13 protein-coding genes, 1 pseudogene and 1 other annotated feature are annotated in these 13,516 nt (G+C 36.1%); of the genes and pseudogenes, 2 read left to right on the top strand and 12 right to left on the bottom strand.

Annotated elements, in window-relative coordinates; all coding sequences use genetic code 11:
• Window positions 1-538: 538 nt before the first annotated feature.
• Both JIN86_RS21545 and JIN86_RS21540 read right to left on the bottom strand, forming a co-directional pair.
• A complete protein-coding gene (locus JIN86_RS21545) occupies window positions 539-1,297 on the bottom strand; it encodes a hypothetical protein (protein ID WP_202342827.1) in 759 nt (252 codons plus the stop codon).
• A 144-nt stretch (window positions 1,298-1,441) separates the two neighbouring features.
• Window positions 1,442-3,526: an Ig-like domain-containing protein gene (locus JIN86_RS21540; protein WP_202342826.1), complete on the bottom strand. Its 2,085-nt coding sequence runs from the start codon at window positions 3,524-3,526 to the stop codon at window positions 1,442-1,444.
• 660 nt (window positions 3,527-4,186) lie between these two features.
• Here JIN86_RS21540 and JIN86_RS21535 point away from each other — a divergent pair.
• Window positions 4,187-4,444 carry a hypothetical protein gene (locus JIN86_RS21535; RefSeq protein WP_237497387.1) on the top strand — a complete coding sequence of 86 codons (258 nt, stop codon included), beginning with the start codon at window positions 4,187-4,189 and terminating at the stop codon, window positions 4,442-4,444.
• Between the two features lie 179 nt (window positions 4,445-4,623).
• Here JIN86_RS21535 and JIN86_RS21530 read toward each other — a convergent pair whose 3' ends face one another.
• From JIN86_RS21530 to JIN86_RS21485, 10 genes and pseudogenes are all read right to left on the bottom strand, one after another.
• Window positions 4,624-4,824 (bottom strand): hypothetical protein, encoded by a 201-nt coding sequence (locus JIN86_RS21530; RefSeq protein ID WP_004228479.1) that lies wholly within the window; start codon window positions 4,822-4,824, stop codon window positions 4,624-4,626.
• Window positions 4,825-5,231: 407 nt separating this feature from the next.
• Window positions 5,232-5,372 carry a DUF3953 domain-containing protein gene (locus JIN86_RS23665; protein WP_225341030.1) on the bottom strand — a complete coding sequence of 47 codons (141 nt, stop codon included), beginning with the start codon at window positions 5,370-5,372 and terminating at the stop codon, window positions 5,232-5,234.
• A gap of 226 nt (window positions 5,373-5,598) precedes the next feature.
• Window positions 5,599-6,159 (bottom strand): DUF4256 domain-containing protein, encoded by a 561-nt coding sequence (locus JIN86_RS21520; RefSeq protein ID WP_004228486.1) that lies wholly within the window; start codon window positions 6,157-6,159, stop codon window positions 5,599-5,601.
• An 18-nt stretch (window positions 6,160-6,177) separates the two neighbouring features.
• Window positions 6,178-6,468 (bottom strand): annotated as a pseudogene (locus tag JIN86_RS21515) (RNA polymerase alpha subunit C-terminal domain-containing protein).
• A gap of 64 nt (window positions 6,469-6,532) precedes the next feature.
• Window positions 6,533-7,966 (bottom strand): hypothetical protein, encoded by a 1,434-nt coding sequence (locus tag JIN86_RS21510; RefSeq protein ID WP_202342825.1) that lies wholly within the window; start codon window positions 7,964-7,966, stop codon window positions 6,533-6,535.
• 305 nt (window positions 7,967-8,271) lie between these two features.
• Complete coding sequence (locus JIN86_RS21505) at window positions 8,272-8,742, bottom strand: peptide-methionine (S)-S-oxide reductase (RefSeq protein WP_004228493.1); 471 nt, start codon at window positions 8,740-8,742, stop codon at window positions 8,272-8,274.
• A 199-nt stretch (window positions 8,743-8,941) separates the two neighbouring features.
• The gene (locus tag JIN86_RS21500; protein ID WP_202342824.1) at window positions 8,942-10,303 is read right to left on the bottom strand and encodes an amino acid permease; all 1,362 of its coding nucleotides are present in this window, start codon (window positions 10,301-10,303) and stop codon (window positions 8,942-8,944) included.
• Window positions 10,304-10,381: 78 nt separating this feature from the next.
• Window positions 10,382-10,633: a binding site (T-box leader), on the bottom strand.
• 207 nt (window positions 10,634-10,840) lie between these two features.
• The gene (locus JIN86_RS21495) at window positions 10,841-11,338 is read right to left on the bottom strand and encodes a P-loop nucleotide/nucleoside kinase family protein (RefSeq protein WP_202342823.1); all 498 of its coding nucleotides are present in this window, start codon (window positions 11,336-11,338) and stop codon (window positions 10,841-10,843) included.
• 182 nt (window positions 11,339-11,520) lie between these two features.
• On the bottom strand, window positions 11,521-12,426 hold the full coding sequence (locus JIN86_RS21490; RefSeq protein ID WP_202342822.1) for an NAD(P)/FAD-dependent oxidoreductase: 906 nt from the start codon (window positions 12,424-12,426) through the stop codon (window positions 11,521-11,523).
• Between the two features lie 252 nt (window positions 12,427-12,678).
• Window positions 12,679-12,903: a toprim domain-containing protein gene (locus tag JIN86_RS21485; protein ID WP_004228499.1), complete on the bottom strand. Its 225-nt coding sequence runs from the start codon at window positions 12,901-12,903 to the stop codon at window positions 12,679-12,681.
• Window positions 12,904-13,092: 189 nt separating this feature from the next.
• Between JIN86_RS21485 and JIN86_RS21480 the strand changes: the two genes are divergently transcribed.
• The gene (locus JIN86_RS21480) at window positions 13,093-13,446 is read left to right on the top strand and encodes a hypothetical protein (RefSeq protein ID WP_004228501.1); all 354 of its coding nucleotides are present in this window, start codon (window positions 13,093-13,095) and stop codon (window positions 13,444-13,446) included.
• The last annotated feature ends 70 nt before the right edge of the window (window positions 13,447-13,516 follow it).

Raw genomic sequence — 13,516 nt, 5'->3', positions numbered from 1 at the left:
TCGGTTCAATAACAGTCGATTTCGCATAACGTGTATTTCTATCGACAATATCTGCTTGTTTAAGATAGTCATGTACTGCTGCTTTAAGTGTTTCGTTTGTAAATGGCATTTTATCACCATCCTTTACTATAGGTTTGGGTGTTTCACCGATGCAAAGAATTAACTTTTGTTCTCTGAGCCGACCACTCGAAATGGGATATAACAAATAACTTTACTTATCTTTTTAATTAGTACAAGAATGAATATTAAAATTTCAATTCTATCTCTTTTTCGTGTGAACATAAAATTATAGCTAAAGAAACCAACCATAATAACAATAGATATGCCAAAAAAATAATCGTATTGTCAAAATCTATTTCAAATTTATTGTAGTTATAGCTGATGTAAGAATTGTTGAAAAGGCTGTTTTTATAAAATTCCCCATCATTGTTTCTATTTTAAGCTTGATTTTTAACTTTAGGATTAAATATTTTGCATTTAAAGTTTGGATAAGCTCTCTCAGCATGCTTTTATTATTGGCTAGAAGAAATGAAGCTTTTTATAAGCTATTAATAATTTTCTCTAGAACTATTCCTGCCGTTGATAATTCATATTTTTCGTTTATGTGTGTTTGTGGAGGATTATGAAGATTGGCTACCTCCCAATAACTTTCTCTTTCAACTCTCACCTCAGTTTTACTAAAATCTGTATTTGCTTCATAAATTTTAAATATGATTCCGTTACTTAATAGTTTTTCAATTGTTAAATACATACTTCCTTGACTTTGATTAATATAATTTAAATACGAAAAGGTTGTTCGTATATCTACCACAGGAAGCGATCTCTCAGAATAAGCTGCTTCATCAAAAAAATCTAGCAATATTTTTAAATTCTCTATATCTTTATCAAAGAGATATGTTAGTGTATTAAAAGCAATTAACTCCTCATGTGATATTGTCTCTCCCTTTTCAATTACAGAAGATAATATCTTCCCCATAATATAACAAGCTGAATTAGAATTTGATTGAAATACTTTACTAAATGCATTTGCTATATACTCAGCTTTTTCCTCATTATCTATGTAATCAGTTAGTTTGCTAATTTCAGACTCTGTTAATTGTTCATTAATTGACAGCCCATTTAAAAACGACATCATCCTTTTATTAGATATATAGCGTGTGGCGCTGTTAACAAATTTAACCACATTCACACTATCACCAACAACTTGAATAATTTCATTTTCAGTAATGAAATCTTTTAAATCAATGTATTTACTAACTGCTTCATTCAATTTTTTAACTATGAATTCTGGTTTCACTTAAACTCACTCCATTCTCAAACATTATATAATATTTTCCATATTTTTCAATATAATAGATTACCGTAAACCACTTTCAAACGAATGAAAGGCACTAGAAAAGGACACATCGCTAGACGCATCCTTTAGCTTGTAAAATTTGTTCTATTGGAAATTAAAAGTCCATGTCATTGACCCAGTTTTATTGTTAATATCTGTGTAATCAAATGTTATCTGCGCTTCCCCAATACCAATCTTCTGCACATTTAAAGAAACATGTCCTGAGGGATTTGGACCTGTAATCGTTGCAGTAGCAATATTGTCATCATTGCTTCTCGGATTGCTGAAAATGACAGTTGAATTGTTTTCCCCTGTTATGGCAACCGTCAAATTCACATTAGTTGACATGGAATAAGGTCCACCAAATGTCCCACCATCAACATATGGTGGTGAAATATTAACTCTTGGTGTATCTGGAATTGTTACCGTTACGGGTGCTGACTTGTAAGCTACTACTTTAGTGTTATTATCCACTATTTTATAGTTTACCGTTACATCACCAGCTGTAACACCTCTTATAGCCCCTGTACTTTGCTGAATTATCGCAGCTCCTGTACCATTTGTTACAGTCCAGATGATGGATTGTCCGACTCCTGAAGGCGTGAAATTAGTTGCTGCTGAGCCCCAGCCAATAACTGAATAAGGTGCTGGCACCATGGGTATTGCTGCTACTGCTGCTTGTGGATGAACTGTCACAGTTGCCGTACCTTTTTCAATTACTACGCCATTAGCATCCATTCCTACATACGCAATAACTGAGCTACCTGCACTTATAGCTGTTACTTGGCCTGTTGTAGTATTCACTGTCGCTACACTTGTGGGTTCAGCTACAAAACTTTTGTTTGTTGCTGTTGCAGATAAGCCTGCTCCTACTGAAGCTGTTATCACTTCGTCCATTTGCAGTACTTGCGAATATGTTGGGCTTTTTTCTGTTGCCTCATCATATACAGTGAGACTCACAGAATTCATTTTACCATTACTACTAGTATACGAAATGGTTGTTGTGCCCGGTGTGTGAGCAGTAATTTCACCTGTACTAGAATGAACTGTTGCAACACTAGTATTGCTTGATGACCAGGTTATGGTGCCTGATTCGGTTGTTTCTGCTGTTCTACTAGTAGTCTCTCCCAGTTGTAAAACAGATGATGACGTTCCTACGCCAGTAATCGCTGCACCATTGCTATGAGTCACTGTGAAAGTAACTGAAGCCGTTTTTAGTCCATCTACTGTTGTTGCTGTTATGGTCACAGTCCCTATACCAGTCGCTATTACTTTCCCCTGTCCGTTAACAGTTGCAACGTTCAGATCTGATGAAGACCATCTCACAAGTTTATTTGTCGCATTTGCAGGTACAACCGTTACTGTTAGTGTCTTTGTTTCACCAATTTGAAGATTTTCTATTACCTCATTCAATGTAATCCCGACTACAGGAATTACACTTGGGGTTGGTGTAGAATCTGGGGTTGGGGTTGGGGTTGGCTCTGGTTTTGGTTCTGGTTTTGGCACCGGTTTTGGCTCTGGCTTTGGTTCTGGCTTTGGTTCTGGCTTTGGTTCTGGTGTTACTTTATCAATCTGCTTTAAAAATCGAGACGCAACAAGGGCAACTTGTTGTCTTTCAGCTATTGCTTGTGGATTGAAACGATTTAATGTATCGCCTGTCATTAGGTTTGATGCTACTGCAAAACCTACCGCATCCCTTGCCCAAGCAGAAATTGTATGTTGGTCATCAAAAGTAAGCTGCTCGCCAAGGCCAATAGATTCGCCACCTAATGCTCTAGCAAATAGAGTAGCCATTTCTTGACGTGTTAAACCTGAGCCAACCCCGAACTTCCCATCACCTGTCCCATTTATTAATCCAGCTTTAACTGCTGCTTCGATAGCTGGATAAGCATAATGAGTTGTTGGAATATCGGTAAATGTTGGAGTACTTGGAGAGTTAGTTAGATTCAAATCCAGTGCTTTCGCTAAAATTATAGCAAAATCTTGTCTTGTAATTGCTGATGTTGGTCTAAATTCACCATCTGGATAACCATTTATAATGCCTTTTTCCACTAACTCGTTGATAGCATTTTTTGCATAGGAATTCTCAATATCAGAGAAATCAACTGCAGCAAAGGTGACTGTATTTACTGAAAGAAATGAAACGACAAAACTTGATAAAAATACTATACTAATTATAATATTTTTCAAAATAACACTCCTTAGTTTAGTTTGGAATAAGTATCTTTCATCTTCAATTATTAATTTTATAGCCATTTAATGTCGTTTCTATTAACAAACGTTAATAGTACTGTTAATTATTAACAGCATAGAATTATTCGTTGCTTGTGCAGCGACTTCTCATTTTACTTAGAACTCTATCATCACAAATTACTTGTTAAATTGTATCCCTCCTATCAACAAACTCATCTAGTTTTAACAGGTCTTCTACAATAAATATTCTTTACCTATTACTTTTTTTCCTTCTGTAATTCAATCCATCCGTTAAATATATATTAATTACAAAATAAACAGTAATTAACGCTTACTTTCATATTCAATATATGCTTCTTCGGCAGTGGTAGATATGATAGTTTATATCCAACTGACTTAATACTGTGTTCTTGCTAGTATGTCTCAACGTTTTTTCAATGCTTACAGGTGCCATCATCTGGTCTGATTAAACCTGAAAATCAATTACTAAAAAAAGTAAATATACTAAATCTTTTCAAATTCAGTACGATAACAACTATGGAACTAAAAATGTGAATGGGAAGGTGACAATTTATCATGATGACGACAAAATTTTCTACTATGCAATATTTAATGTCACGTAGATCCTCGTCTAAGTATTATGGGTTGACGCGACAAATGAACAAGGAAGTTAAAGCTACATCAAAAGAGGATCAAGAAAAAATAAATAATGTAAATAAAATTCTTGAAGAAAGTAAAACTTCTAAATTATCTACCAAACAAATTGATACGCTAAAAAGTGCTGTAAAGCAAGGGTTATTAGGATCTAGCTCTAATCATTTAAGCCCATTAGGTATGTATAACTATAAAAAATCAATCGCAAGTTCGAATTCAAACTTACATTCAACTTTGAGAGCTTATCGAAACTCTATCTAGTATGTATTAGCAAAACACCCTTTAACGAATTAGAGGGTGTTTGTCTTGTAAGGCTGGTTTCATATCATGGTATTCAATTAACCAAAGTCGAACATCATGTATGCTTTTAACTTCTTATCCCCTTTTAAACGTCCACTATATAAAAAGGATCACCTTCCTATCAGTGACCCTTTCAACGATTATTTAAAATTCTGTGGTTTTACCACCTTAAATGAAGCAACTTCCCCGCAGTTTTTACAAAAAGTCATTTGGAGTGGTGACCCTACCGCCATTATTGCTCCTATAGGCCTTATATTGCCCTGGCTTGTAGTACCTCCCACCTGTCCAGTCGTAAATTTATCTCGACCACAAGCCTTGCACACTAATTTTTCATTCTCCATCTTATCACCTCATTATGTAATTTATGTAAATTATAGCATAAAAACCTTTAGTATGAGCGACGAGCGGTCTGCCCCATCAAATGATTAGCATTAAGTCATATTCTTATTATTCATTTTGTTAATTCTTGTAGAGTGTAAATGAAACGGTTAAAACGGAGGGAAAAACGTTTGAATTTCCTGATGAAATTCAAAAAGTAATTGTGATGGGACAAGGGGCAAATCGTGAGATAAAGAGACGGACTATTGAACATGCCGATGACATCGACAGAATAAAAAATGCCCTGCAAATTTCAACTGAATCCCATACCAATATAGGGCCATTATATAAGTTGAAAGTGATTGATGAAAATGGCTAGAAGGACGTGATTGATGTATGGTATTACGAAAATTAACAGTGGCTGCTTCCCTTAAATCAAGACAAAGCTTTGAACGGACACATAGATTGAAAATATAGATACCCCCATTAGGAACCAACCATAAACTGTTCGCTGTTTTTGGAATTCTTGAATGCCTAAAGTGAACATGAAAAGGCCTAAGAACAATATCATGAGGTAATTCAATTGGAAATCTTGTGTGATTAGTCCGTAAACGGCGAGAGATATGCCTGTGATGGAAAAAATAATTTTTAAACAATTTAACATAATTCTCCACCTCCCCTTTTAGTTTATCATACACTAAATAAAGCTTATAGCTAACTAGAAAGACATTGGCATAACTATATTTCCATAGAAAAAGGCATATGCTCATCCGCAGATCGGCATATGCCTTTATTTTTTAAACTCTTAACGATCCACGGAAGCCTCGTGCAGCGTAGTAGGATTCTGCCCCATTGTGGTACATAAAGACCATGTCATAGCGACGGTCGCAGAAGATGGCACCGCCAAGTTTGCGAATGTTGTCAGGTGTTTGTACCCAGCTTGATGTTTTTAAATCGAACTTGCCAAGCTCCTGTAGTTGGCGATATTGCTCCTCTGTTAACAGCTCAATGCCCATGTCCTTGGCAACGTCCATAGCCGTATTTTCAGGCTTATGATTTTTTCTAGATTCCCATGCTTCACGGTCATAACATAAACTTCTGCGACCTTTAGGACTTTCCGCAGAACAATCATAGAAAATGAACTCGTCCGTGTTTGCATCATAGCCTACTACATCTGGTTCACCACCTGTTGCTTCCATTTCGTGGAGCGACCATAGTTTCTCCCTATTAGCCTCTAGCTTAGCTTGGACATTTGCCCAATCAAGCCCTACATGACGAGATGTATTTTTCTCGAAGCGAACTTGCAAAGTATTGATTAGTTCCTCGGTTTGCTCTTGTGATAATTCCTTCGTTGACATTGTTGTCTTCCCCCTCACTTATTTAAATGACAAGCCTACTTCTTTCAATGATGATCGCATAAACGGTAAGGAGGCTGGTCCAATACCATGCTATTTTAAGATATCCTTTTCCGTGTACATAGATAGTTTTTCCAACGTATCAACACCTGCGTGTACGAATGCATTTCTTGCAGGTGAACTCAGCTTGGAAAGGAAGCCACTGCTAGGTTTATTTTCCTGATCACAGGTAGGACAGCTTGGACAATCTGTGCTTTTGTAAAATCGATGTCCTTTTTCACAAACTTTTAACCTTTTATCTGCCAACGTCATCCCTCCAAACCTTATGCTTTTGTCCATTTTACCATATATCAATCTAGGGGATTGCTAGGGAAACTTAGAATGCCTCTATTTGTTGATCTGTTAAGTTTTGTGCACCGAGGTATTGAACTTTCGGTACCCCATCCATATATTTCACCACAGCATATCTTTGTATCCCTGGTTTTAGCCAAATTCGTGCTTCCTTAGGCCAACTTGCAAAATCCTGCGCAAACATTTCCTCTGATGTAATATTTGTATCCTTTGAGAGCGAGTATTCAGTATGATTAAATTCATTATCTAAGATGGTCACATAGAATAAATCGTCTCTGACTTTATAGACATCTTGAAAATGGCGGTCAATCGCATCGAAATAAAAACCAGTTGGATAGATATAAAACTTCCCTGCTTCATAAGACATAATGGACTGGCTCTCTCTGGAAGGGAAATTCATCTTCTCGATAGCTAAGTCAACGCCAAATGTTTCTTTGTATTTTGCTTTGACGGAGGCCCCATCAAACACCATTTCACTCATGTCTGAATACTCATGGTCGAGATTGGACTTTTGAATAACATCTAACACTAAAGATTGGACGACTTTTTTGTCTTGATGATGGATGCGTCTCTCTGTATGAAATTCCCCTAAGGCACTGATGATTTCTTCCCTTTTCTTCTTTTCTAGCAATGCTTCTTGCCCAACAATACTATTTACGCTCGGTGCGAGGGCAGCAAGGACTGTGCCAACATTGCTAGCTGGACTAGTATAATCGAAACCATATTTTTTCTCAGAAAAATTACTAATTAATATGGAACGTTCCTCTCCAGTATATGGGGCAAAAGCTGTGTCATATGTGGCTTGATCTGTTACTTCACCATTTAAAAAATAGTCGATACCCTCAACATTGTTATTATCCATTGTATAGCCAGTAATAACTAACTCCATTGCTGAGTTAGTTGGCTCCTTGGCATAAATCCAGATCTTGTCAACCGTAGTACCTTGACTTGTTTGATTGGAGAACATTTTGATGAACGTTCGACCATCCTGACCTTTGACTAAAGACACATTCATATCACAGGCTGAGCAGACCAATTGATCAACTTCACTTGAAAAAGATAGAATAGCGCTTTCACCGTTCGTATTTCCCGTCCAAACTTCTTGGATATAATTATCCTTATTTCGATGTGTATATGCAGATAATGGGTAGTCTACTCCCTTCATGAAGGCATAAACCTCCTGAACCCCATCATTATCAAAATCGATTAATTCTGAATATAAAACGCCCTGATTATACTCATTTTCAGCAAATGTTTGCATATCGTATGTATAGCCTATTGTCTCAACAGCCTCAGATAATTTCTCATATAATTGACGATCTACCAACTGCTTTTCCTGTGCCAACTTAGATGCCGCTTCTTGTTCGGCGCTAGCCTCGACCCCAGGCTCCTCCTTGGATTGATTTGAACATCCGCACATCAATACCATGAGGCATAATAACAACCAACTTTTTTTCATATTAACATTCAACCTTTCAACACTATGTAATATCTATGTAATTTTTCTACATTTACTACTTTATACCAACATAAGGGTGCTGTAAGTAATAAAGTTTTGATATACCCCTTTGCTAAAAATGATTTAATCCAAACTCTCTATATAGAATTGCTGATCCTTTCCTTCTAAATAAGAAGAACCCCGTTCCAAGTTAGGACGGGGTAACAGTAATATGCTTTCTTGTTTCATCAATAGCACTCGCTGAGATTAATCATTTCCCTCTAATTTTCTGCGTTTTAGCACATAGAAAGGTCTCGTGAATTCCGTCATTTATATTTATTTAAAATTTCTGCTGGAATATGACAGTAATCATTTGGACATCTGGTTAATCTATCCTGATGCTCCTCTGCACTTCTGACATAGTTTGTAAGGGGCAATACTTCAACCATTATAAGCTCGTAATCATTTCGCTCTCTTAGAAATGCCCTCGCCTCTTTTAAATGCTCAGGATTTTCACTATATACGCCTGTTCTATATTTTTCGCCAACATCCTGTCCTTGTCTATTCAAACTGTAAGGATCAATGATTTCGAATAAATAGCCCATTAAATCTCGAATGGATACAACTGTTGGATCAAACCTCGTTTTTACACATTCAGCGTATCCATCATAATCGCCCTCAAGCGTACGACTTGTTCCATTCGCTCTTCCCGCTTCTGTAAACATAACTCCTGGTAGCGTTTTGATAAAAGCTTGTACGCCCCATAAACATCCACCTGCCAAATATACAACTTCCATCATGACTCTCCTTTTTTTCTACTATATATCAAAATACTAATTTTATTAGGATCCTATTCATAAAGAAAGGCACTCATCACATTCATTACTAATGGATAAAAATTATTAAACCTTAGATAAATGTAACGAATCGAGTATACCAAAAGAATTTTTTTACAATATGTCTGCGCTGTAGAAGTATCAATATGAAAAGATGTAACTACTTCTTAACATGTATTACTTTGTAGCCAATAAATAAGATGAAAAACCAAATTGGTGCGACATATAGGGCAACACGCATATCGGGAATAAACGCCATTAGCACAATCACCATTAATAAAAATGCAATAGCAATATACGTAGAAAGTGGGTAAAGTGGAATTTTGAATTTCAGTTTGGCTACTTCCTCTTTCGTTTTTGACTTCCTAAATTTCAATTGTGCAAATAAAATAATCATCCAGCTTGTAATAACTGCAACCGTCGCAACAGCAGAAATATAGATGAACACTTTTTCAGGTACTACATAGTTTAAGACAACCGCGATTAATAACACAGCTGAAGAAAATAAAATCCCTCGACTTGGACTACCATTTTTGCTTACTGTTCTAAAATACTCTGGACCATTTTTTTGTACTGATAAATTGTGTAGCATACGTCCTGAACCGTATAAGCCACTATTAAATGCAGACATTGCTGCTGTAATGACAACAAAGTTAATAATGTGAGCTGCAGCAGGGATACCAACGTAATCGAAAATTTGAACGAATGGGCTACCTTCTGAGCCAACTTCGTTCCAAGGATAAATAACCATCATAACGCCTAGCGCCCCAATGTAGAAAATTAAAATACGCCAAACGATGTTGTTAATCGCTGATGGAATGGCCTTGCTAGGATTTTTTGCTTCTCCTGCAGAAATACCCACTAATTCAACCCCACCGAATGAGAACATAACTAATACGAGTGACATTAAAATACCATGAAAACCGTTTGGCATGAAGCCACCATGTGCCCATAAATTATCAAAGCCAATTGCTTCACCGTGGTTGCCGACACCAAAGAAAATAATGGCTAATCCTAGAACGATCATACCGATAATTGCCACAACTTTAATCATCGCAAACCAGAATTCGAATTCTCCGTATGCTTTTACATTTGCTAAATTTACAAGCGTCATCATCACAAGGACGACAAAAGCAGTTACCCATTGTGGAATATCTGGAAACCAGTAGTTAATATATACACCGACTACTGTTAGTTCTGCCATGCCCACGACAATCCACATGAACCAATATGTCCATCCAGATAAGAACCCAGCAAAGCGCCCTAAATATTTATTCGCATACATACTGAACGAGCCTGATACAGGTTCTGCTACTGCCATTTCGCCTAATGCACGCATAATGGTGAAAATAACTAACCCGCCAATTAAATAAGCTAGTAAAATAGATGGTCCAGCCATTTGAATGGTTGAACTAGAGCCATAAAATAAACCGACCCCAATGGACCCGCCAAGTGCAATTAATTGCATATGACGCGTGCTTAATTCCCGCTTTAGTTGTGAATCTTGATGATTATCTTTCATAATGCTTACTCCCCATACGTTTAGATTTTCAAATACTTGCTCAAAAAAGGAATAAAAAAAACGCCCCTTTGGATTAACCAAAAGGACGATTCAACTCGTGTTACCACCTTTAATTTATAAGCAATTCACATTACTTACCTTAAGAAGTACGGTCATTTGACGATACTCTCGCACATGATTACGGGTGCTTACCGGCGTAGCCTACTTAGAATAATCCTTTCGGTACACAGCTCCAAGATGAATTCTCAATTGTTTTACATGCACCTCACATCGACCGGTAACTTTCTGTTCGTAAAAATAATTGATACTACTTCTTTTCATAGCCTTTGTTCTATACAAATATTTTTGAATTGTTTTTCATTTTACAGAAAAAAAATAGTTTGTCAATATAATTTTAAAAAATTCTTCATAAACCGCATACATTACAAATGACAATAATAGCTAATTTCTAAACAGCCCTATGTTCTTCAAGTAATACCCCTGTTAGTTTAAGAAAAATATGACGTTCATTTAATAAGCGAGCCTGATAACTCTGTGTTATTCTTTCCCACTAAACTCCCATATATTTAAACCCTCAGAAGCTTCTGGTGCTTCAAAAAATTTAGTAACTTCAATAAACGTCGCTTCCGTGTCAAAAGCTGCTCTTTCGGGTTGTTCATTACGCCTTTGCGCAATTTGAACCAAGCATTGCTGGTTATTTAAATTAAGGAAAATTAGTTGATGGTTTGCATTAACCTCAGACGCTATATCCAAAAACCATTTTCGCTGTTTTTGAGTATTACCTGGAAAATCCATTACTACATCCGTACCAACACTCAATATGTTTTGGACATGCTTTTTCACCATCGGCTTGAGCTGTGCTGATAATTTTAGATAGTCCTCAAATGATGTGATCTGATCGGGATAAAGAGAGGAAAGCCATTCATCCTCAGATAAAAGGACCGCATTTTTTTCTTTAGCCAATTGTTTTGATTTTGTTGATTTTCCTGCCCCCATTTTTCCACAGAAAAAGTATAGAGTCCCCACTTGTTTCATATTTTTATTCCTCCTACCTTTTTTATTACCCTTGTAAAACTATAATTTTTGCAACACGAAAAACGGATTCTACAATCAAAATCCGTTCTTTGTCATTTCTTATAGTAACTCTAACACAATATTTAAAAATACATTAGCTGATATGTTTTTGCTAAGATCCTATTTCAAGTGTTATGACGTCATCAAAAGCGTTCCATCGTTAAATCAGTATTTACTGAAACAGCAGCTTTATTACCTTTAGCAGCTGAAATCATTAAAGTGGATGGTTTAGATCTTTCGGTTTCCCCTGCAATATAGACATTTTTTTGAGTTGTTCTACCAACACCATCTGTTATCACTTTTCCATCTTCATCAATATCACAGCCAAGCTTCTGAGCAAACTGATTGGGGCGATAATAAGATGGGGCAACAAATCCACCCGACCTTATAATGGTTGCTCCTGATTCAAACTCTATTTTTTGTAAGTACCCATCATGACCTATGAGGTCTTTTATCTTCTCTGATATAACTTTGATCTTGTGTTTTTGTAACTCCATTTTACCTTCTCTAGATAAGTGAGCTCCATTCGTTAAGACAACCAAATCCTGTGACCAATTATAAATTAACTTGGTCAAATGCAGTACATGCTCTTCTTGTTCTGCCAACACCACTAATGGCTTATCCTTTTGCTCCCAGCCATCACAATACGGACAACTAAATAGACTTTTCCCATAAAACTTTCTTATACTTGGCATAGTAAATATTTCTTGAACACCGGTGGCGAGTATGATTTTTTCTGAAACAAATTCCTGACTCGTAGATGTTTTGACAGTAAAGCGCTCATTATCTATACCCTTTATTATTTCAGTAACTGTCGCATTAAGATAGGACACAGACGGGTAATTCTCCAACTCTTTTAACGCAATATCTTTAAACGCTTGTGGTTTTATCCCATCACGCGTAATAAATCCATGTGACGCCTGTGTCACTCTATTCCTATTTGTCCCATCATCCATTAATGCAATATTTCTCCTAGCTCTTCCTAAAGTTAAGCCAGCACTTAACCCAGAAGGACCTCCGCCTATAATGATACAATCAAGAACAGTCATTTTTACCTCCGCAATGATTTGCTTTTCTTTTGAATTGTAATTTGCATTTGAGAACTACATTATTTCCTACATCATGGATTTCCATTCTTTACACACTAATAACGCGGAGTTTTTGTTTATTTTACATTAAAAAAGACGCATTCCTTTTTAAAGAAATGCGCACAATTAGATAGCCATCAACGAAGGGCGAAATTAGCATGTCTCCATAGACAATGGAAGATGATTAAGTCCCTTCATGGGAGTTTAATTTCGTTATTTGTGAGTTAAAGGTGTTTCTGGTCTATTAGAGCAATATTTGCAAGTAGGGTCACTACATTTTGATTCAGTCCAACTATTACAATTGGGACAAAAATAAGAATCAAAATCATCGTAATATACTAAATTATAGTTGCATTTAGAACATTTATCTTGTTTAATTTCACCATAAAATTCAAAATCATCTATCATCACTTTGCCGTAGCCTTCGGTTATTTTCATAAACAACCTCCTTGAAACTATTTAATCGATAATTGTGTAATTAATAACCATTCTAACATATATTATCCAAACATTTTTTAAATATATTACATTTATTTTCAACACTCTACTTCGTTATGTGAATAAAAAAACGTGCAAAAATTTTTGAATTATTGATAAAATTAAACCATTAATCTATTGGAGGGCATAATGAACACGAAACAATTAAATGAGCAATTTTATGCAAAGAGAGAACTTGTTGGTACTGTCGATCATTGCATATGTGAGGATTGTATTTTTTATGCGGAGCAAATTATGAAAAATAATACGCTTGTCGCGTTTTTACATACTAAAGGCCTTGATCCACGAAAAGCTAATGAAGTTTGGTGTTACATGGAGAAAGATGGATATAAACATTACACGATTGATTTTTTTGAAGTATATGCAGATAAAGAAGAAACGCATACTGTTGGCAACGCAAAAATCATATTTTATGTCAACATCTACGCTGAAAAAGAGCAGCTTCCATATGGATGCACAATAGATGCTGTTTTTAAAATGTAGTGTAACTTTTAAAATCTCCAAAGCATCGTTTTTGAACCTTTCGTTATCTGGCCCGTTTGTTGGACGCAAG

It is taken from the genome of Lysinibacillus sp. HST-98 (genome assembly GCF_016757845.1).
Classification (GTDB): Bacteria; Bacillota; Bacilli; order Bacillales_A; family Planococcaceae; genus Lysinibacillus; species Lysinibacillus capsici.
Note: the sequence above shows the minus strand (reverse complement) of the source record. Positions and strands in the feature narration are given on the sequence as shown.

What these genes read in the sequence shown, in the direction of transcription:
- JIN86_RS21490 (WP_202342822.1), bottom strand. Translation starts at nt 12,426, where the DNA reads ATGACTGTTCTTGATTGTATCATTATAGGCGGAGGTCCTTCTGGGTTA.
- JIN86_RS21495 (WP_202342823.1), bottom strand. Translation starts at nt 11,338, where the DNA reads ATGAAACAAGTGGGGACTCTATACTTTTTCTGTGGAAAAATGGGGGCA.
- JIN86_RS21520 (WP_004228486.1), bottom strand. Translation starts at nt 6,159, where the DNA reads ATGTCAACGAAGGAATTATCACAAGAGCAAACCGAGGAACTAATCAAT.
- JIN86_RS21510 (WP_202342825.1), bottom strand. Translation starts at nt 7,966, where the DNA reads ATGAAAAAAAGTTGGTTGTTATTATGCCTCATGGTATTGATGTGCGGA.
- JIN86_RS21500 (WP_202342824.1), bottom strand. Translation starts at nt 10,303, where the DNA reads ATGAAAGATAATCATCAAGATTCACAACTAAAGCGGGAATTAAGCACG.
- JIN86_RS21485 (WP_004228499.1), bottom strand. Translation starts at nt 12,903, where the DNA reads ATGAAAATAACCGAAGGCTACGGCAAAGTGATGATAGATGATTTTGAA.
- JIN86_RS21480 (WP_004228501.1), top strand. Translation starts at nt 13,093, where the DNA reads ATGAACACGAAACAATTAAATGAGCAATTTTATGCAAAGAGAGAACTT.
- JIN86_RS21505 (WP_004228493.1), bottom strand. Translation starts at nt 8,742, where the DNA reads ATGGAAGTTGTATATTTGGCAGGTGGATGTTTATGGGGCGTACAAGCT.
- JIN86_RS21535 (WP_237497387.1), top strand. Translation starts at nt 4,187, where the DNA reads ATGAACAAGGAAGTTAAAGCTACATCAAAAGAGGATCAAGAAAAAATA.
- JIN86_RS23665 (WP_225341030.1), bottom strand. Translation starts at nt 5,372, where the DNA reads ATGATATTGTTCTTAGGCCTTTTCATGTTCACTTTAGGCATTCAAGAA.
- JIN86_RS21530 (WP_004228479.1), bottom strand. Translation starts at nt 4,824, where the DNA reads ATGGAGAATGAAAAATTAGTGTGCAAGGCTTGTGGTCGAGATAAATTT.